The organism is Nostoc sp. ChiVER01, from assembly GCF_034531155.1.
Classification (GTDB): Bacteria; Cyanobacteriota; Cyanobacteriia; order Cyanobacteriales; family Nostocaceae; genus Nostoc.
Genome location: NZ_JAVRBS010000019.1, coordinates 112,939 through 131,592 on the forward strand (window position 1 = coordinate 112,939; position 18,654 = coordinate 131,592).

Consider the following 18,654-nt stretch of genomic DNA (forward strand, 5'->3'; position numbering starts at 1 on the left):
TTTAGAGTTAGCTATATTAAGCGTTAAGCTATGCGTAAATTTTTGATACATTAGAGCATTAATTGTACTGTAATGTATCATTTCAGAAAGTCAAGTTAACAAAGTTGTTCTGTTAATGATTATTGACTAATTAAAGTAGATGGAATTCTGCGATCGCTCTCTCAAAGTTTTTGTTTTCATGTCCTGGGCGGCTGAGTTTAATCAAGGCAAAACGCTGTAACGGCGTTAAACCTGTCCAATCTCGCTGTGTTAGGGTTACACCTAATTCTTGAGCTTTTTCTTGGATGCTGGCTGGTACAGTGGCAGAGTCTAGCCATGCGGGATGAGGCTCAATGGGCAATTTTGTAGCTGGTAAACCCGTGCGTTGTAAAATTAATTGCTGGATATGCTCGTGGTAAGACTGAATTTCTGTTTCTGTAGTGCAAGGTAATTCGACTAAAGCTTGACGCTCGGCTGTAGTCATTTGATTCCAATCAGACAATTTTAGTTTAATGCCACAAGTATCTAATTTGCAACGCACCTGCATGGGGATACAACGCAGCGAATCAACAAAATCTGCTTCAAATTCAAAGAAATCTGTCATAAGAAAGTATTCAAAATTTGAACGTTCAAAATTAAAGGTTTTTTACCATGAATGGAAGGTGCGTTACGCAACGTTGCACACCCTACATATACCTAGATTCTTTCATAACTTACTAATTGCTATATATCTAACTAAATTGTATGCCAGACATATTAAATTTTTAATTGGTATTTTTGGAATTACTTAGACGAATTATCAAATAACTAATTGACAAGGCGAGGATAGCAATTCCTAAGCCAATTATATCAATACCTCCAACTTTTTCTAAGTCAAGAATAATAATTTTTCTGGCAACAGCAATTAAAGATGTAACAATAACTAATTCAACTTGGAAAACGTGTCTTCGTAAATAAGCTGTGATATTTTCTAAAATTTCTAAAGCAATTAAAATATTCAAAAATAATCCGAAAATTTTATACACTGTTGTGTAAAATTTTGCATAAGGCGCTGTAAACAACTCTTTAACAATAAATACTCCTAAATCTGCGATCGCTACCAAAATAACGACCACCATAAAAATAGATAGAACTTTAGAAACTATCACTTCTATGTTTTCAATGAAATGCATGAAGTTCTCATCTTTAGTAGCTTCTAGAATTCGCCTCATTAACTTTTTCATCTGCTGCACCCGATTTTTCAATAAAATAAAATCCCATAGATAAATCTAGAGGATTAAAATAAAATCATTTGTTAGTACTATCTGATTTTTATTTTTCTATAGCTTAATTCGGCACTAGTCAAACCTCTGGTTATTATAAATTTAACCTCTTCAAATATGGTAATTGGTATGGGTCAATAGTAGAGAGCTATAAAAAATAATAATCACTATTGGCTATTGATTATTGACTAAATTACCTATTGGTGATTATTAATTATCTCTTAAGCGGTAGACTTAGGGGTTTACCATTGTGAGGATTGGAGTTGATAATCTTTGACTGTAACTTCTACAGAGATTGGTATCAGCTGCACAGCACAAGCTTTTAATTCTGGTTGGAGCGAATCGGGGCAAGATTCTGGATGGGTGAGGGCGTTGGCTTCGGCATTATCTGCCCACAGTGAACCCCAGTGCATGGGGACAAAGACTGTACCAGGCGCGATCGCTTTTGTCACTTTAGCAGGAAACTTCGCTTTACCCCGACGCGATCGCACTTCTACATACATAGTATCTACAATACCTAAGTTCGCAGCATCACGGGGATGAATTTCAATAAACGGTTCGGGATGCATTTTACAAATTTTTTCAATTCGCCCGGTACGTGTCTGGGTATGCCAGTGTCCGTAAAGTCGTCCATTAGTTAGCACAAAAGGATAATCTGGATCTGGTGGTTCTGCCAATCCCTTTGAGTAATATGCCCCAAATCGAGCGCGTCCATCAGGAGTGTGGAAACGGAGGTTAGTATATAACCGTTTCCCAGAGCGATTGGCAGATACTTCTCCCCCTGCTTCCCCTGCTCCTCTACTCCCCCTGCTCTCTTCAGGATGAGGCCATTGAGTCGGGCCTTCAACTTGTAATTGGGCGTGACTGATACCTGTCATATCGCAGGGGCGAGTTTTAGTTAGTTTGACAAACTCAGCATAAACTTCGGCGGAGTTAGCAAAGGCAAACTCTTTCTCAAAACCTAATCTACGTCCAACTTCGGCGAAAATTTCCCAATCTGCTTTAGCTTCTCTTGGCGGTTGGCGAAATGCTTGACATAAAGTTACCACCCGTTCAGAATTTGTCATTACACCAGTTTTTTCACCCCACTGGGCGGCTGGTAGCAGAACGTGAGCGTAAGCAGAGGTTTCTGTGGGATAATATGCATCTTGGTAAATAGTGAAAGGCGATCGCAATAATGCCTTTTTAGTTCGCTCCAAATCTGGCATACTCACAGCTGGGTTGGTAGCCGCAATCCACAGTAACTCTACAGCCCCATCTTCCAAGCCAGTAATCATATCCCAAGCAGTCAAACCGGGATTGGGCGAAATCTGTCCTGGCTTAAGTCCCCAAAACTGCTCAACTTCTGCTCGGTGCTGAGGATTTTTTACTACCCGATAACCTGGTAATAAATGCGCCAAACCTCCGGCTTCGCGTCCTCCCATTGCGTTTGGCTGACCAGTGAGGGAAAAAGGGCCAGCCCCAGGTTTGCCAATCTGTCCAGTCATCAGGTGCAGATTAATGATAGTTCTTACCTTAGCCGTCCCTTCTGAGGATTGATTTACACCCATTGACCACAAGGACAATACTCGCTGCGATTTACCCCAGTAGCGAGCTGCTGTTTCTAAATCTTCAATACTGATTCCACATTGACGAGCCACAACTTCTGGCGGATAGTGGCGAATTACTTCAGCATAAGCAGGAAAGTTGCTAGTGCAGTCATCCATGAACATGGTATCAATGTAATTCCAGCGCATCAACAAGTGGGCGATGCCGTTTAACAAGTCGATATCTGTACCAGGACGAATCGCTAAATGCAAGTCAGCAGCTTCTGCGGTTGGTGTGTGACGGGGATCAACCACAATCATTTTGACTTTGCGGTTCTTTTTGTGATACTTTGCCAGCCGATTGAAAACGATGGGGTGACATTCGGCTGTATTAGTACCAATTAAAAATGCACAATCAGTTAACTCCAAGTCATCGTAACAGCAGGGCGGGCCATCCGAGCCAAAGCTTTGAATGTAGCCAGACACAGCACTAGACATACATAAGCGCGAGTTAGCATCAAAATTATTAGTACCCAGACAGCCTTTCATTAATTTCTGGGCTATGTAATAATCCTCAGTTTGAAACTGGCCAGAACCGTACATACATAAGGCTTCTGGCCCTTGGGTGAAGCGGATAGTTTGAATGCGCTGCGTGATTATATTAAAAGCTTCATCCCAACTAACGCGGCGAAACTCTTGATCTAAGGAGTCTCGCACCATTGGGTAATGTAATCTATTTTTATCTAAAGATTCTGCGATCGTTGCACCTTTGACACAAACCATTCCTTGACTAGATGGATGGGCTTTATCACCGCGCACTCGCCAAGTTGGATTTCCTTGGCTATCTCGATTAGTTGCTTTGCCAAGTTGGGCTGGAGGTGAAACTTCTAGTCCACAGCCAACACCGCAATAGGGACAAAGGGTTTTGGTAAATTCACTCATGGCTAGCGACAGGTTGAGAGATTTGTGTGTAATGCAAAAACTCTTTGAAATTTTTATTTCTTGGCGTCCTTGGCGTCTTGGCGGTTCGTTTTTCATAAGTTTTTTTAACGAACCGCCAAGACGCCAAGAGCGCAGAGAGAAGAAAAAAAATCATGAATTAGGATTCCTATGGAAGGATGAAGTGTAAAGTTCCCTAATTCAGGTTTTATAGTGAATTTTTTACTTCATCCTTGAGTTGATTATTCTTCAGTTAAGAAGATAGGGTTTTTCGTTGCGGTTTCCGATAATTCACCTTCAAATACAGGGGCAAAGGAACCTTTTGGTTCTTTGAGGAAGAAGGCGCACATGAAAGCACAGACTAAAGCAGCTATACCCATTGTGGAAAATAGCGTTGGAGCATCGGTTAAGCTAAAAATTGTTAGGTAAACTACGCCGCCAAAATTACCATAAGCTCCCACGTTTCCAGCAATTTGTCCAGTGGCTTCTTTTTTAATTAGGGGTACGATGCTATAGGTTGCACCGCAGCCAGCTTGGGCAAAGTAGGCGGCTAACATTGTAACTGCGATCGCTAGCGGAATCGGCCAGCTACTATTAATAAAATGTGCAATCAAATAACTAACACCAATACCAGCACTGATAATTGTCATTGTCCATTTGCGGGAGCTAAATTTATCAGAAATTAAGCCACCACTGGGACGAGAAATCAAATTTAAGAATGGATAAGTAGCAGCAATCATCCCAGCAACAACATGCTCTAAAGCAAAGGTCTTTTCAAAGAATGCCGGAAGCATGGAAACGGCTGCCAGTTCGCTACCAAAACTAATTATGTAAGTAAATTCTAGTAAAGCTACTTGACCAAATTGGAAACGTTCAGATGGAGCGTAGGTTTTCTTGCCAATTAGGAGTTCTCGGTTTACCTGCCAAGCTCTGTAACTTTGGTAAGCAAATAATCCTGCTAATAGTAACCAAGTCAGATACATTTGGCTCAAAGTTAGGAAGTGAATATTCTTTTGTTCTAAGCGCCAAGCTAATAAACCTAGAGCGAATATCAAACCAAAATTCGAGACGATCATTGCCCAGAAGCTTTTAATACTTGTGACTTCTAGAGAACCATTTTTCTTAGGTTTTTTGTAAACTTTGCCTGCGGGCGTATCTTGAACAGTGTTGTAATAAATTACGCCGTAAATAGCTGTAATGATCCCTGTAAGTGCGATCGCAAACCGCCAGTTAGAAGCACCACCAGCGAAAAAGCTTGTAGAAACTGCAAGTATCGGTAAGGCAAACTCTGCACCAAAAGCCCCAAAGTTACCCCAACCGCCATAAATGCCTTGAGCAATTCCCATCTCCTTCGGCTGGAACCATTCTGCCACCATGCGGATACCGACAACAAATCCAGATCCGACAATTCCCATCAGCAAACGACTGATAACTAGTTGATTAAAATCTTGCGCTAGCGCCGTTGCTAAACAAGGAACAGCCGCAAACATCAGCAGCATTGAGTAGGTGATTCTGGGGCCAAAACGATCCAGAAGCATCCCAATAATTAACCGGGCGGGAATTGTCAGAGCAAGGTTACAGATGCCTAAAGTTTTAATTTGCTCAGGTGCTAAATGTAGTTCTCTGCCAATAGTTGTAGCGAAGGGGGCAAAGTTAAACCAACAAACAAAGGTGAGAAAGAAAGCAAACCAAGTTTGATGTAAGATGCGGTAGCGATCGCTGAACGAAAATAAGTTTTTAAGCATTCTAATCTTTCTAATTGAATAAAATACAGTGAAGATGAGCCTTTGAACTCGGAAATTGAGCCTTTTTACTCGGACGTTGCATCTTTTTGCTCGAAGGTTGAGCCTTTTAGCTCGGACGTTGAACCTTTTTACTCGGACGTTGAACCTTTTTACTCGGACGTTGCACCTTTTAGCTCGGAGGTTGCACCTTTTTACTTGAACGTTGCACCTTTTTACCTGGACGTTGCACCTTTTAGCTCGGAGGTTGCACCTTTTTACCTGGACGTTGCACCTTTTATCTCGGACGTTGAACCTTTAAAGTTGAAATATGAGTTTTGCCCAATGACAAATGACAAATTCCCAATCAGTTCCTAACTAGTAGGGCTTCTTGCTTGAGTTTTGCTCCAAAGTTTTTAATCAGTAAATCTTGCAATACTGGCTGCAAGTCTTCGCATGGTATGCCTTTGATGATGCAAGTTCCTAAATGAGCATCTTTGCCGACTTTGCCACCCATATATATGTCAACACCTTCTAAGGTTTTGCCATTTTTGCGAGTTTTAGTTCCCATCAAGCCGATGTCTGCAACTTGGGGTTGTCCGCATGAGTTAGGGCAACCTGTCCAGTGAATTCGCACTGGATTGGTGAAAGTTAACTCTTCTTCTAAGGCTTTAATCATTGCCAGGGCGCGGTTTTTGGTTTCGATGAGGGCAAAGTTGCAAAATTGTGCGCCTGTGCAGGATACTAGCGATCGCGTCAGCAAACCTGGATCAATAGAAAACCTTTCTAGCAAAGGCTCTGTTAAAAATGTTGCTAAACGTGAGTCAGAGATATTGGGGATAACGATATTTTGCTCAACTGTGAAGCGGATTTCGCTACTGCCGTAAACTTCCGCTAGACGGGCAATTTCAAACATATCTTCGGCATACAGCCGCCCGACGGGAATGTTCAAACCTGCATAATTTAATCCTGCTTGTTTTTGTTTATATACCCCGATATGGTCGCGTTTTTCCCAATCGATCTCGTCTTTTGCGGCTGCGGGTAATAATGATTTACCCAAACGGCTTTCTACTTCTGCTCGAAACTTTTCTACACCCCATTCATCAATTAGCCACATCAAGCGGGATTTTTGCCGATTAGCACGCGACCCGTGGTCACGAAATACTTCCAAAACGGCTCTACATACAGCAACTACATCTTCGGGAAGTACCCAAGCATTTAAAGGAATCGCCGCCTCACAACGTTTAGCTGAGAAAAAGCCACCCACAATGATGTTAAACCCGAAAACTTTTTGGGGAGTAGAGAGTAGGGAGTAGGCAGTAGGGGATTGTTCATCATTCCCTACTCCCCATTCCCCATTCGCTTCCTTAAATGCTGGAACAAAAGCTAAATCGTTAATTTCAGCATGAACTGAATTGTCTCGTCCACCTGCGATCGCAATATTAAACTTCCGTGGTAAATTGCTAAACTCTGGGTTTCCTTGGCCTTTGTTAGTGAGCATATCTTGAATTTGCTGTACCAACTCTCGTGTGTCGTACAACTCATCTGCATCCAACCCCGCCACCGGATCGCCTGTGATGTTGCGGATGTTATCCATCCCTGACTGGATACTGGTTAAACCAACTGCGTGAAATCTATTAAAGATATCTGGTAAATCTTCAATTCTGATCCCCCGTAATTGGATATTCTGTCTCGTAGTAATATCAGCGCAACCATCATCACCGTAACGTTGCACTACTTGGGCTAAAACACGCATCTGACTGCTGTTGAGAATACCGTTAGGCATCCGCAACCGCATCATAAACTTACCTGGGGTGACTGGGCGGAAAAACACACCCACCCATTTAAGTCGATGATCGCGATCAGTTTCGTCCATTGCTTCCCAGCCCAAGGCGGCAAATTTTTCTATCTCATCCCTGATAGCGAGTCCATCTTTTTGAGCCTTGAATTTCTCGAACTTGTTGAGGCTAGTAGTGGTAGTTGCTGTGTCTGTCATAATCTGACTCTCGTCTAAATTACTGAATATGGTGATAATTGCCCAATATCAATCAACCCGTAGTTTCATTAGGTGTTGTATCTACGAGAATTAGGAATTAAAAACTTAATATTTGCTTACGGTTGATTATTTTTACTTCAGAGCATTCAAAACGAAACTCCAAACCCGTAATTAGTTAAGGAAAACTTGTCGTCATTTACATCTTGGAAATTTGTCAAGCAGGTTTAGATAATGTTCATGTAACAATTTCGATACTTACAAGTTAAAGGCATATTTCTGTTAAAATCGTATAAATAGCTACGGTTTTTTAGTAAAATTGCTTAAAACGGATATAAAATATGCATTTTTTGCATCAAAACCAACCAATATCTTACGCAAACCCTTTAATTACGAGTATTTGAAACGATCAAAGGGATTTTGGATTTCCTTAAATCAATCCTGAATCCAAAATTGAGTGGTAGATGTTAGCTAAAACTTAGATATTATTTCAGCAGCTATGAAACGTCGTGATTTTATTAATTGGGTAGGTTTGAGTTTGATAGCAAGTTCTCTACCTGTAGCGATCGCAGCCTGTTCTTCTCAAACAACTCCAGTATCTAAGGATTGGCAAACAGTCGGTACATCGACAGAATTAGATAAAACTGGTCAATTGCTGGCTAAAAACTCACCTGCTGGGCCTGTATTGGTAGTCGGTACATCTAAAGGCGCAAATTTGACAGCAGTTAACCCTACCTGTACTCACGCAGGTTGCACAGTGGGATGGAAAGCTGAGGCAAAAAAATTCGCCTGTCCCTGTCATGGTTCGGAATTTGGCATTGACGGTAAAGTACAAAAAGGCCCAGCGACAGAAGCGCTTAAAACTTATGCCGTCAAAATTGAGGGTAATTCAGTTCTAGTCAAGCCAAGTTAAACAATACAATTTAGAGTATGGTGAGTAATATCAACCAGCTTTTGGTGCAAGCCCAGACAGCATACGATGCAGCTGATTGGTCATCACTAATTGAATATTTACAACAATTAATTATAGGGACAGATTCTGAACATCCAGAGATAGTTAAAAATCGAGAATATCTGCTGAAATTAACACTTTCAATCTTAGAGATGGGGGATTTTCAGCAACGCTGGGAAATCACCAAAATGTTAACTCGCTTGGGAAATATTGCCATCCCACCACTCATTGAGATATTAGAAGACGAAGATGCAGAGGAAGAATTACGCTGGTATGCAGCACGAACTTTAGGCGAATTTCAACAGCCAGAAGCGATCGCACCCTTAATTGAATTGTTGAAAACCGATGAGGATGAAGAACTCAAAGCGATCGCAGCTACAGCATTAGGACAAATGGGTACTGTTGCGATTACTTCATTAACTGAACTTTTAGCAGATGAAGATACAAGGCTTTTAGCAGTGCGATCGCTTTCCTGCATTCCCCAAACAGAAACCATCACACCGCTATTGAGTGTAGTACAAGATCCACAAGCAACAATCCGCACGGCTGCAATTGAAGCCCTCAGCAGCTTTCATGACGAACGTGTGCCACCAGTATTGTTAAACGCTTTGGATGATATAGCCGCCACAGTTAGGCGTGCAGCAATACTTGGTTTAGGTTTTCGCCCCGACTTACGCGAAGCATTAGATTTGGTGACGAGACTACAACCCAAGCTTTACGACTTTAATATTGATGTTTGTTGTGCAGCCGCAGTTTCCCTTTCTCGAATGGGTTGTGATGACGCAGCCCAACAATTATTTAAGCTGCTAATATCACCCCATACACTGCTACCACTGCAATTAGAAACCATCCGCGCTTTAAGTTGGCTGGGGACGTTATCTAGTTTGGAATATTTGCAAACGGCATTTAATCAAATCACTTCAGAGACACTTTGGCAAGAAATTGTTACCGTTTTAGGGCGAGTGCAAAAGCCCCAAACTACATTAGCCGTAGAAATATTATTGCAAATACTGCGATGCCTTCGGCGAGCTTCGCTAACGCAGCATCCAGCCATAGAGATTGCCAGTGTCAAAAGTGCGATCGCGCTATCTTTAGGGCAGTTAGGCGAAATGCAAGCTATTGAACCATTGATTTCGCTACTAGCTGATTCTAATGCATCGGTGAGACTACATGCGATCGCTGCACTGAAAAATTTGGATGGGGAAGCCACATATCAACAATTACAGCAATTAGCAAAGAACCCCAAACTCACACAAGATTTGCAACAAGGAATAGCGATCGCTTTAGCTGAGTGGTAAATTCTCTCAAACGACGATGGGGAGACAAAAAGAATAATTTTTATCAGGATTAAGTTAGCGTAATGTTGATTGTCGGAGGCTAGCCGAAAGGTTATTCTGTGGGTGTGCTTATATCTAGTCGCGTTTTATAGCTGTAGGTAATCGCACTTGCAAAATTTAAAGTGAACTTAAATGAATATGAACTTAACTCGAAAAGTTAATCAGAATGAGCAATTTGCTACTAGTTCGGAATTTCCTTCTTCATTAAAGAAAAAATATTTAATTACTATTATTACTTTAATCATATTAAGTATTCTAAATATTTCCCTGAAATCAGATAAGGTCAATAGTAAGATTTGGAGCTTTTCTATTGAATTCAAGGTTACATCAGTAACTTTAGTTCTTGTTTTTCTTCTTTGGCTTCCCATCCTACTTCCTTGGTTTATTTCGCTATTTCCACAATTACAAGGTTCTTTGAATTGGTTGCGTCAGCAAGGCATTGAAGAAGTCGAAACTAACTTACTTAGAATTAAACTGAGATATGGTGTAGAAGAAGCATCGCAGAACTATGAAGAAAAAATTTTGAACGTTGCATCGACAAATCTAACTTCTCAAGAAACATATCAACAGGTTGAAAAGCGTTATCGAGATGCTGTAACTCTAGTTAATGCTACAAGTGACATTGATGCGACAGAAGCACTTAAACGAATAGAACAATTAGGTCATTATTACGACAGAGTTAGAGATGAGATGCCCTCTGGAAATGAGCGGACAAGATTAATGAGAGAAATTTCATCAATAATGTGGGCTTTAGTTCCTAAAGTTGTAAATTTCCCTGTTTATGCAAAGCTAAATAGTAACAACGGTGGAGAACGTTTATCTGCATACAAGTACATTGAGTGGCAGCCATCAATTGAGTATGTAAATCTATTACTTTCAAGAGCAATAGGCGTTCTAGAGATGCCTTTTGGACAGTATGCTGCATTATTAGCACTAAGGCGAATAGTGAGGAGCAACAAGCTGATTCCAACTCAATCAAGAGAAATTATAGATATTCTAAATTGGTTGGCAAATCTTGATTGTATAGAAGGAAGTCGCCGAAAACTGATGATTGAAATTGTATCTACACTAGAAGCGAGCAAGTAACCCAGTCTAAAAAAAAGTACGAATTATTCAGTATTCAAAAAGCAAGCCGTCAGGAGAAAAGGTTTTATGAACAAAGAAATTGAAAATGAAATGGAAGACGAATTACGTTCTGAGTACAATTTTGCTCAAATGGAGGGAGGCATCAGAGGCAAGTATGTTGAGCGGTATCGTCAGGGTACAAACTTAGTCCTTTTAGATCCCGATGTTGCCCAAGCTTTTCCTAATGATAAAACGGTGAATGACGCATTGAGGTTGTTAATTCAGGTTGCCCAACGCCAACAGCCTAACACTGCGGTGCAGCAGACAGATTAAAAATAATCAACATAATTCGTAATTAGTAAATGCAAGTATGACGCGATCGCATCTGTATCCGTAAGTTGCACAGAAACTTGTGTTGCTCAAACCTCATAATGTGATTAATTAAAAATCTTATCTAAAAATTCATATATTTCAGCAGAAGATAGTCAATTCTTTTTTAGCGATATTTTCCGCAAAAATCCTTGTAAAGCAGATAATCGAGGATTAAGGCAGTCGAACCTGTTTTACACAAATTTAAATTTGAGAAAAAATACTGTAATAAACTATACTAAATTGCGTATAAAAAACCGTTAACTTAATGAAAGCTATAAATGTAATTCAGGCTACATAAAAATGCGCCTAGAGCAGTTGCAAGCCTTTCTGGCGATCGCACAAACCGGCAGCTTTCAACAAGCAGCGCGAACATCTGGTGTTACCCAATCGACGATTAGTCGCCAAATCCAGGCATTGGAAGCAGATTTGGGTATAGAACTGTTTCACAGAACTAATCATGCAAAATTAACGCTGGGAGGTGAATGTTTACTACCCCGCGCCCGGAAAATTTGCCAAGAATGGCAGACAGCTACAGAAGAATTAGCTGATTTAATCGCCGGAAAACAGCCAGAACTTTGCATTGCCGCGATTCACTCCCTCTGTGGATCTTACTTACCACCAGTGTTACAAAAATTTTGCCATGATTATCCAGATGTGCAATTGCGGGTGACTTCATTGGGAAGCGATCGCGCCCTGAAAGTCCTCAAAGATGGGTTGGTGGATTTAGCAATTGTGATGAATAATCGCTTCTTAACCACTGGTAGAGAAATGGTGGTAGAAGTACTTTATGATGAACCAATAGAAATTCTAACCGCAGCCAATCATCCACTAGCCCAATATGAATTAGTCCCTTGGTCGGAGTTGATTCGTTATCCCCAAGTGGTTTTTAAAGATGGTTATGGGATGCAGCGTTTAATACAAGATAGATTTGAGCGAATGGAAGCTACACTCCAAGCGGCTTTAGAGGTAAATACCCTAGATGCCTTCCGAGGAGTGGTGCGCCAAGGAGAATTGATCGCTTTGCTACCTCAATCAGCATTAGTGGAAGCTCGTCTTGACCCTACCCTAGCGATTCGTTCCTTAGCTAGCAATAATACTAGTGGTTTAGCAGATGGTTCAAGTTTGACTCGTCGCGTAGTTATGGTAACAACTCAAGATCGCCTTCAAATTCCCCCCATCAAACACTTTTGGCAACTCGTGCGCGAAAATATTCCATTACAAATTCAGGACTTACGCAACTGGCACAACAGGATTTACGCGACTGGAACAAGTGAGGGCGCGATGCAGTCGCGCAAAGTGCCTAACAACTAATTGATGAACATTAGTAGTTGTGGTGATTACTGCTGCTGGTACAGGGGTATGGTGCTTTTGTTTCATCCAATACTACGATAATTTGATAGATATATAGTACAATGCTTGCATTTATTTGTACTATGAACCTTCTGCTCATAAAGGAGGCAGGTCTGTTGAACAGAAAACGAAATCTATCATTCATTCAAAAAGTCAAGCAAAAACTTGTTTCACCAACTGCTTGGTTAGGGCTAGTTGTGTTTAGCATTTTGCTGGTTACTGGCACCACGATCGCCAGCAGTTTAGCCCAGAATCCTACTCTCTTCGCAGGTAATGCAAGTACGCAAGCTTACGCTGGATTTAAAGGCAAAATTGGCAGAACTTTGGCAGAATCAACACCCTCGTGGACTCCACAGCCGCCATCAGTTTTAGCCGACAAATCTCTGGCTTCATCCCCCACCACCACAGCACCAAAACAGGCCCCCAACATTGTTGTTTTCCTAATTGACGATCTGGGGTTTTCAGATTTAGGCCCCTATGGTTCAGAAATCAGTACACCAAATATTGATAAATTGGCAGCTAACGGACTACGATTTAGCAACTTCACAACGCATCAGCTTTGTTCTCCTACACGAGCATCTTTATTGACGGGATTAAATGCCCACTCTGCGGGTGTCGGTTGGGTTGCCGAGGGAAACCCTGGTTTTCCCGGTTACGCGGGTGAAATTCAGAGCAATGTCGTGACTCTGGCAGAAATTTTACGTAATAACGGTTATTCTACCCTGCTGACCGGTAAGTGGCATTTGACTCAGACTTATGATCGCACCGCCACCGCTTCATTAAATTCCTGGCCGTTACAACGGGGGTTTGAACATTTCTTTGGTTTCTTAGATGGATTGGAACATCCTCAAAAACCTCATATTCTCTACCAAGACAATACACCTATTTCAGTCGATCGCTATCCTGAGAATTTCCTCACCACTGATTACTGGACAGAAAAAGCGATCGTATTGCTCAAAGAAGCAAAAACTAAGTCTCCAAACAAGCCATTTTTCTTGTATTTTGCCAACAATGCTGTTCATTCACCGTTTAATATTCATCCAGCAGACCTCGCCAAATACAAAGGCAAGTATGATGCAGGCTGGGACGTGCTACGCCAGGAACGATACCAGAAACAACTTGCATCAAAGCTAATTCCTGCCAACACTCAACTACCACCCCAAAATCCAGGGGTTAAAGCTTGGGATACACTATCGGCTGAGGATAAAAAGCTATTTGCTCGTTACCAGGAAGCTTATGCAGCCTTCGTTGATAACTTAGATCAAAACTTTGGCAAACTCTATCAGTATCTAGAGTCTACTGGGCAACTCAAGAACACAATTATCATTGTTGCTTCAGATAATGGGGGTTCTGGAGAAGGCGGGGCAAATGGTACGACGAATGTAGCTCGACATTACTCCGGTTTACCAGACGATAAAGCCCTGGATATCAGTCGGTTCGAGTTGATAGGTACTCCTCAAACTGCGCCTCACTATCCTATTGGCTGGGCAACCGTTTCCAATACACCCCTGAAGCGGTACAAGTTCTTTACCCTTGGTGGCGGTAGACGGAATCCATTGATTGTTTCCTATCCAGCAAAAATCAAAGATTTAGGTGCTACCCGGACACAATTTACGCACATCACAGACATTACACCTACTCTTCTAGAATTGACAGGCATCAAACATCCTGACAGGTTTAATGGCAAACCCACGAAACCTCTAGAAGGTATCAGCTTTGCCTATCTCTTGAATGATGCCAATACGCCCTCTCAAAGAACTGAACAATACTATGAGAATTCAGGCAATAGAGGGTATTACAAAGATGGTTGGTATGCTGTTACCGAACATGAGACGGGGAAACCATTTAGTGACTCCGAGTGGCAGTTGTACAACCTCAACAAAGATTACTCCGAAAGCAACAATGTGGCGAACCAGTATCCAGAGAAAGTCAAAGAACTGGCAGCAGCCTTTGATGCTGCGGCATTCAAGTATCAAGTTTATCCCCTGTTAGAATCCTCGGAACATGCAGGAGTGCCGCCTTATATCAAGGAGAAAGTGAAATCGAAGACATTCTATACAAGTGACTTGGTACTGGAACCGGACATTTTGCCCTTGGTGAGCGATCGCGATTATACCATCCAGGTGAAAGCTCAGTATAAAGCAGGCGATCGCGGCGTGATTCTTGCCCACGGTGGACAGGAAGTTGGTTATATCTTCTATATAGAGGATGGCAAGCTGTTCTACGAACACAATAACTATGGTCAGTCGATTAAATTTCCCGCAGTCCCGCTACAGCCAGGTAAACTTAACATCGATTTGAATTACGATGCACTGGGCAAGCGCCAGGGGTCTGGAACACTCTTTGTCAATGGGCAGCAAGTCGCGGCAGGTAAGCTAGGGCTAACGTTTGGTGGCTTTCCTTATGAAGGATTGGACATCGGTAAAGATGCCCGTAGTCCCGTATCATGGGATCTCTACAAAAAATATGGGGTCTTTAAATACACTGGTGCGATAAAACAAGTCAAATACGTACCGGGTTCACCTGCACCTGATGCCACAGAGTAGTTGGGAGTAGGGAAGAAATAAGTAATCGGACAAAATTAATTACACAAAAATCTGGACTGAAATTTTTGACTGGCAAAGGATTGATAAATAACTAAATATGTAATTAATTCTGTCCCAGTACTTATTGTTATTGGGCTATAGACAACAAAACCTTTAACAAAAACAAGGCACACAAAGATTTGTACGCCCTATTACGGCTACAGTATCCGAGTGTGCCTTTTGCTTTGTTACAGACAGTGAAGGACAACGCGCTAGAGGCAATCACAGCCACGAAGTTCAAGCGCATTCCAGGAAGAAACCTGAGGTTCAGACTGTATTGCAGCGAAGTGAGAACCGCTATAATCATTTTCGGTTATTCACAAAGGACAATGGACAAATGAAAGTGGACAAAGGACAAAGTACAAATGAGCAATGTATTTCGGGAATTACTGCAAAAAGTAGGTAGCGGAAACCACACAAGCGAAAATTTAACTCGCACCCAAGCAGCTACCGCCACTAAAATGATGCTGCTAGGTGAAGCGACACCAGCCCAAATCGGAGCGTTTTTGATTGCTCATCGAATCAAACGTCCTACGGGGGAAGAGTTAGCGGGAATGTTGGATGCGTATTATGAACTGGGGCCAAAACTGCAACCAATCGTCTCTCGGCGGCCAGCGATCGCTCTTGGTATACCTTATGATGGCAGAACACGCACAGCACCAATTAGTCCGGTAACAGCTTTACTACTCGCCGCAGTTGGACAACCAGTGATAATGCACGGTGGCGATCGCCTTCCAACTAAATATGGATTACCTTTAATAGACATTTGGCAGCGTTTAGGAGTCGATTGGACTGTCCTACCACTAGCAAAAACCCAGCAAGTGTTTGAGCAAACCGGAATCGGCTTTATTTATCTCCCTCAGCATTTCCCCTTAACTAACAGTATTTGGGAGTACCGCGACCAACTTGGCAAACGTCCGCCATTGGCAACAATGGAGCTAATCTGGTGTCCTTATGCCGGGAATGCTCATGTAATTGCTGGGTTTGTGCATCCGCCGACAGAAGGGATGTTTAAGATAGCTCTGGGGCTGCGGGGAGTAACGAAATTTACATTAGTGAAAGGATTGGAAGGAAGTTGCGACTTACCGCGCGATCGCACTGCGATTATCAGCTTATCTTCATCCGTAGCATCCCAAGAGGTAGAAAGATTGCACCTCGTACCGCGTGATTACGGCTTTACTACTAAGAATGTACCCCTTGGAACTACTGAAGAACTGGTGGCGAATATTCAGAAGGTTTTGGCAGGTGAACCAGGCGAACTAATGCAAACAGCCTTGTGGAATGGCGGATTTTACCTATGGCGGAGTGGTATTTGTCCAAATATGCCAGAGGGTTTAGCTAAGGCAGAAGAATTATTAACCAAAGGTGCAGTAGCAGCTAAACTCCAAGAACTCAGCCAGATAGTAAATTCACTCTCAGCAGAAGTATTTCAGCCAGTGTAAAAAGTTCAGTTAAAATATGAATTTCATCGCTTTAGGGTGTCGGCGACTTCTCCAAAATAGATTTTTGTTGCAACCAATCCTGACCTACTTGAATACTAATATCTGAGCCAAGGTTGCCAGTGCTTTCCACACGTACTTCGCCAAACCCCAAAGTGTCACGAATTGATTCGGCACTCTCACCATCTCCTTGCTGGGCGACAATATGAGTCACGTCTAGAGGTTCACCCCATGCCTTGGCTACATAGATATTACGATATCCAGATTTTTCCAAGGCTCTAATCAATGGTCGCAGGTTAGAGCGATCGCCACCTGTACTATCTTGAATTGCTACACGTAAAGAATGTGGGTCAGTTGCAGTCACCTGCTGTTCTTGATCTGACTCCAAACCAAAGTGTTGAGCCATCAGTTTGGCAATACCATTTTTGTTAGGCAACCAATAGCTAGCATCAAACTCACCTTTCTCGCTAAAGCGACCTGGCAGCATTAACATTTGCATATTAGAGCGATTTGTTCGCACCCCAAAACCCATTAGCGCCACTAATTCTTCAACTGTCAAGTTGGTATCAATGTGGTCTTTAACTACATCCAGAACTTTAGGTAATTGAGTTACAGTCGCTGGGTTGAGCGTTTGATCCATCAAGGCACGAATGACCATTTGCTGCCGTTGAATCCGACCAATATCTCCGAGTTCGTCATGGCGAAACCGTAGCAATTGTAGTGCCTGATCGCCATTGAGATGCTGCTTACCCGCCTTCAAATTGATGTACAAATGTTGAGAATCATCTTGGTACTTCATATCTTTGGGGACATAAACACTCACGCCACCCAAAGCATCGATTAGCTTGGCAACTCCTAAAACGTTAATTCGGATATAACGATCAATTCCCGCGCCACCTAAGAGATTGCTGACGGTTTTGGCAGTTAAAGCTGGCCCACCGTCAACATTGGCGGCATTAATTTTTTTCACTCCATACCCCTCTATTTCTGTGCGGGTATCTCTGGGAATGGAGAGCATAATTATTTTTTTCGTCTCTGGATCAAATTTGAGCAAGAGCATCACATCGGAAAGACCATCAAAGGAGTTTACCTGGGGCAGGTATTTGAGGTTTTTGGTTTCTGGGGGAGGATTTTGGATATCCGGGGGAAGTACGCTCATGCCCATAACCAAGAGATTTACCGGGCGAGTTAATTCTGAAAATCGCAGCACACCTCCAGAAATGCGATCGCTATCAAAGACTGCCTCCTCCTGTGGACTTAGCTGGGCTTGTTGCAAAGGCGTACTAGTCAAAGACACCGCCAAAAGCGCCCCTGCTGTTGCTGACACCATTGCAATCCCACTCATCCCTACCCAAAACCATAGCCAACGCCCGGATTTCGAGTTATGGGAGGGAATTCTTTTACTAGACTTTGAGGCTTTTCCCGACTGGTTTTCTTCCGCCGAACTTCTTTGAATGGTCACAGATTTCCTCACACTTACTCAATAATCAAATTCGGTAAATTTGCAAACTAAAAACATCTAAACAAATCAACCCATAATAACTAATTCTTAATTATCAGTGCTAATTTTTTTAATGTAGTGTCAACCACAACACTTATAGCAGCATTTTTCTTTCTTTTGGGCCAACCTAGAGATGTTTTACTGAAGTATGGCAATAATAAACTGGATTTGACTAGATATATAGATAAATCAATAGTAATTTTTTAGGAAATAGGTAAAACTACTGAAAAATTCCTGCCTTAAAAAATTAAGATAAGTACTTTCCTAGTACTCGTTCAGCTAAGGTAGAAAACCCTGGTAAACGCCCAGATTTGCCCTGCATCAGGCGCAAAATCAACCAGACACTTACTAAAAAGTAACCTGATGTCAGAAAGCTATTGAGGATAAGAAGACGTAGCGAAAAAAAATCTGAAGTTGCTGCTCCGGTAGCTAATAATAGATATCCCAACAGCCAAGTAAGCGCCAAAGTAATAGACAGACGACTAATAGCAAGTTGTTCCCGACTCCCTTGGCCCCGATAGAGAGTCCACAAGGACGGAAAAAAGCCGATGATTGGAATCAAATGTAAAAGCAACTGTGTTTTGGGCATTGGGTATTGGGCAATAATTAATAGTTCTTCTCCCCCTGCTTCCC

The 18,654-nt window shown here is 42.1% G+C and carries 14 protein-coding genes; 7 read left to right on the forward strand and 7 right to left on the reverse strand.

Annotated elements, in window-relative coordinates; translation table 11 throughout:
- Positions 1 to 130 precede the first annotated feature (130 nt).
- The 5 genes from RMY00_RS23280 to RMY00_RS23300 form a co-directional block, all read right to left on the reverse strand.
- A complete protein-coding gene (locus RMY00_RS23280; protein ID WP_322649805.1) occupies positions 131 to 583 on the reverse strand; it encodes a nitrate reductase associated protein in 453 nt (150 codons plus the stop codon).
- A gap of 160 nt (positions 584 to 743) precedes the next feature.
- Positions 744 to 1,202: a phosphate-starvation-inducible PsiE family protein gene (locus tag RMY00_RS23285; RefSeq protein WP_322649806.1), complete on the reverse strand. Its 459-nt coding sequence runs from the start codon at positions 1,200 to 1,202 to the stop codon at positions 744 to 746.
- 281 nt (positions 1,203 to 1,483) lie between these two features.
- Positions 1,484 to 3,709, reverse strand: a complete 2,226-nt coding sequence (locus tag RMY00_RS23290; protein ID WP_322649836.1) for a nitrate reductase — start codon at positions 3,707 to 3,709, stop codon at positions 1,484 to 1,486.
- A 239-nt stretch (positions 3,710 to 3,948) separates the two neighbouring features.
- A complete protein-coding gene (locus tag RMY00_RS23295) occupies positions 3,949 to 5,451 on the reverse strand; it encodes a NarK family nitrate/nitrite MFS transporter (protein WP_322649807.1) in 1,503 nt (500 codons plus the stop codon).
- Between the two features lie 343 nt (positions 5,452 to 5,794).
- Positions 5,795 to 7,423, reverse strand: coding sequence for a ferredoxin--nitrite reductase (locus tag RMY00_RS23300; protein ID WP_322649808.1), 1,629 nt, complete (start codon positions 7,421 to 7,423; stop codon positions 5,795 to 5,797).
- Between the two features lie 496 nt (positions 7,424 to 7,919).
- Between RMY00_RS23300 and RMY00_RS23305 the strand changes: the two genes are divergently transcribed.
- The 7 genes from RMY00_RS23305 to RMY00_RS23335 all read left to right on the forward strand — a co-directional run bounded on the left by RMY00_RS23305 (position 7,920) and on the right by RMY00_RS23335 (position 16,523).
- Positions 7,920 to 8,333, forward strand: coding sequence for a ubiquinol-cytochrome c reductase iron-sulfur subunit (locus RMY00_RS23305; RefSeq protein ID WP_322649809.1), 414 nt, complete (start codon positions 7,920 to 7,922; stop codon positions 8,331 to 8,333).
- A gap of 17 nt (positions 8,334 to 8,350) precedes the next feature.
- Entirely contained in the window at positions 8,351 to 9,670 is a 1,320-nt protein-coding gene (locus RMY00_RS23310; RefSeq protein WP_322649810.1) for a HEAT repeat domain-containing protein, read from the forward strand.
- Positions 9,671 to 9,847: 177 nt separating this feature from the next.
- Complete coding sequence (locus RMY00_RS23315; protein ID WP_322649811.1) at positions 9,848 to 10,795, forward strand: hypothetical protein; 948 nt, start codon at positions 9,848 to 9,850, stop codon at positions 10,793 to 10,795.
- A gap of 66 nt (positions 10,796 to 10,861) precedes the next feature.
- Positions 10,862 to 11,107 (forward strand): hypothetical protein, encoded by a 246-nt coding sequence (locus RMY00_RS23320; RefSeq protein ID WP_322649812.1) that lies wholly within the window; start codon positions 10,862 to 10,864, stop codon positions 11,105 to 11,107.
- 339 nt (positions 11,108 to 11,446) lie between these two features.
- The gene (locus tag RMY00_RS23325; protein ID WP_322649813.1) at positions 11,447 to 12,457 is read left to right on the forward strand and encodes a LysR family transcriptional regulator; all 1,011 of its coding nucleotides are present in this window, start codon (positions 11,447 to 11,449) and stop codon (positions 12,455 to 12,457) included.
- A gap of 155 nt (positions 12,458 to 12,612) precedes the next feature.
- Positions 12,613 to 15,042, forward strand: coding sequence for an arylsulfatase (locus RMY00_RS23330; RefSeq protein WP_322649814.1), 2,430 nt, complete (start codon positions 12,613 to 12,615; stop codon positions 15,040 to 15,042).
- A 404-nt stretch (positions 15,043 to 15,446) separates the two neighbouring features.
- Positions 15,447 to 16,523: an anthranilate phosphoribosyltransferase family protein gene (locus RMY00_RS23335; RefSeq protein ID WP_322649815.1), complete on the forward strand. Its 1,077-nt coding sequence runs from the start codon at positions 15,447 to 15,449 to the stop codon at positions 16,521 to 16,523.
- Between the two features lie 31 nt (positions 16,524 to 16,554).
- Here RMY00_RS23335 and RMY00_RS23340 read toward each other — a convergent pair whose 3' ends face one another.
- Both RMY00_RS23340 and RMY00_RS23345 read right to left on the reverse strand, forming a co-directional pair.
- On the reverse strand, positions 16,555 to 17,982 hold the full coding sequence (locus tag RMY00_RS23340) for an LCP family protein (RefSeq protein WP_322649816.1): 1,428 nt from the start codon (positions 17,980 to 17,982) through the stop codon (positions 16,555 to 16,557).
- A gap of 286 nt (positions 17,983 to 18,268) precedes the next feature.
- Complete coding sequence (locus RMY00_RS23345) at positions 18,269 to 18,610, reverse strand: hypothetical protein (protein ID WP_322649837.1); 342 nt, start codon at positions 18,608 to 18,610, stop codon at positions 18,269 to 18,271.
- Positions 18,611 to 18,654 lie beyond the last annotated feature (44 nt).

Coding starts and splice junctions, on each gene's coding strand:
- RMY00_RS23300 (WP_322649808.1), bottom strand. CDS start 7,423: ATGACAGACACAGCAACTACCACTACTAGCCTCAACAAGTTCGAGAAA.
- RMY00_RS23305 (WP_322649809.1), top strand. CDS start 7,920: ATGAAACGTCGTGATTTTATTAATTGGGTAGGTTTGAGTTTGATAGCA.
- RMY00_RS23345 (WP_322649837.1), bottom strand. CDS start 18,610: ATGCCCAAAACACAGTTGCTTTTACATTTGATTCCAATCATCGGCTTT.
- RMY00_RS23290 (WP_322649836.1), bottom strand. CDS start 3,709: ATGAGTGAATTTACCAAAACCCTTTGTCCCTATTGCGGTGTTGGCTGT.
- RMY00_RS23320 (WP_322649812.1), top strand. CDS start 10,862: ATGAACAAAGAAATTGAAAATGAAATGGAAGACGAATTACGTTCTGAG.
- RMY00_RS23325 (WP_322649813.1), top strand. CDS start 11,447: ATGCGCCTAGAGCAGTTGCAAGCCTTTCTGGCGATCGCACAAACCGGC.
- RMY00_RS23295 (WP_322649807.1), bottom strand. CDS start 5,451: ATGCTTAAAAACTTATTTTCGTTCAGCGATCGCTACCGCATCTTACAT.
- RMY00_RS23285 (WP_322649806.1), bottom strand. CDS start 1,202: ATGAAAAAGTTAATGAGGCGAATTCTAGAAGCTACTAAAGATGAGAAC.
- RMY00_RS23315 (WP_322649811.1), top strand. CDS start 9,848: ATGAACTTAACTCGAAAAGTTAATCAGAATGAGCAATTTGCTACTAGT.
- RMY00_RS23280 (WP_322649805.1), bottom strand. CDS start 583: ATGACAGATTTCTTTGAATTTGAAGCAGATTTTGTTGATTCGCTGCGT.
- RMY00_RS23310 (WP_322649810.1), top strand. CDS start 8,351: ATGGTGAGTAATATCAACCAGCTTTTGGTGCAAGCCCAGACAGCATAC.
- RMY00_RS23335 (WP_322649815.1), top strand. CDS start 15,447: ATGAGCAATGTATTTCGGGAATTACTGCAAAAAGTAGGTAGCGGAAAC.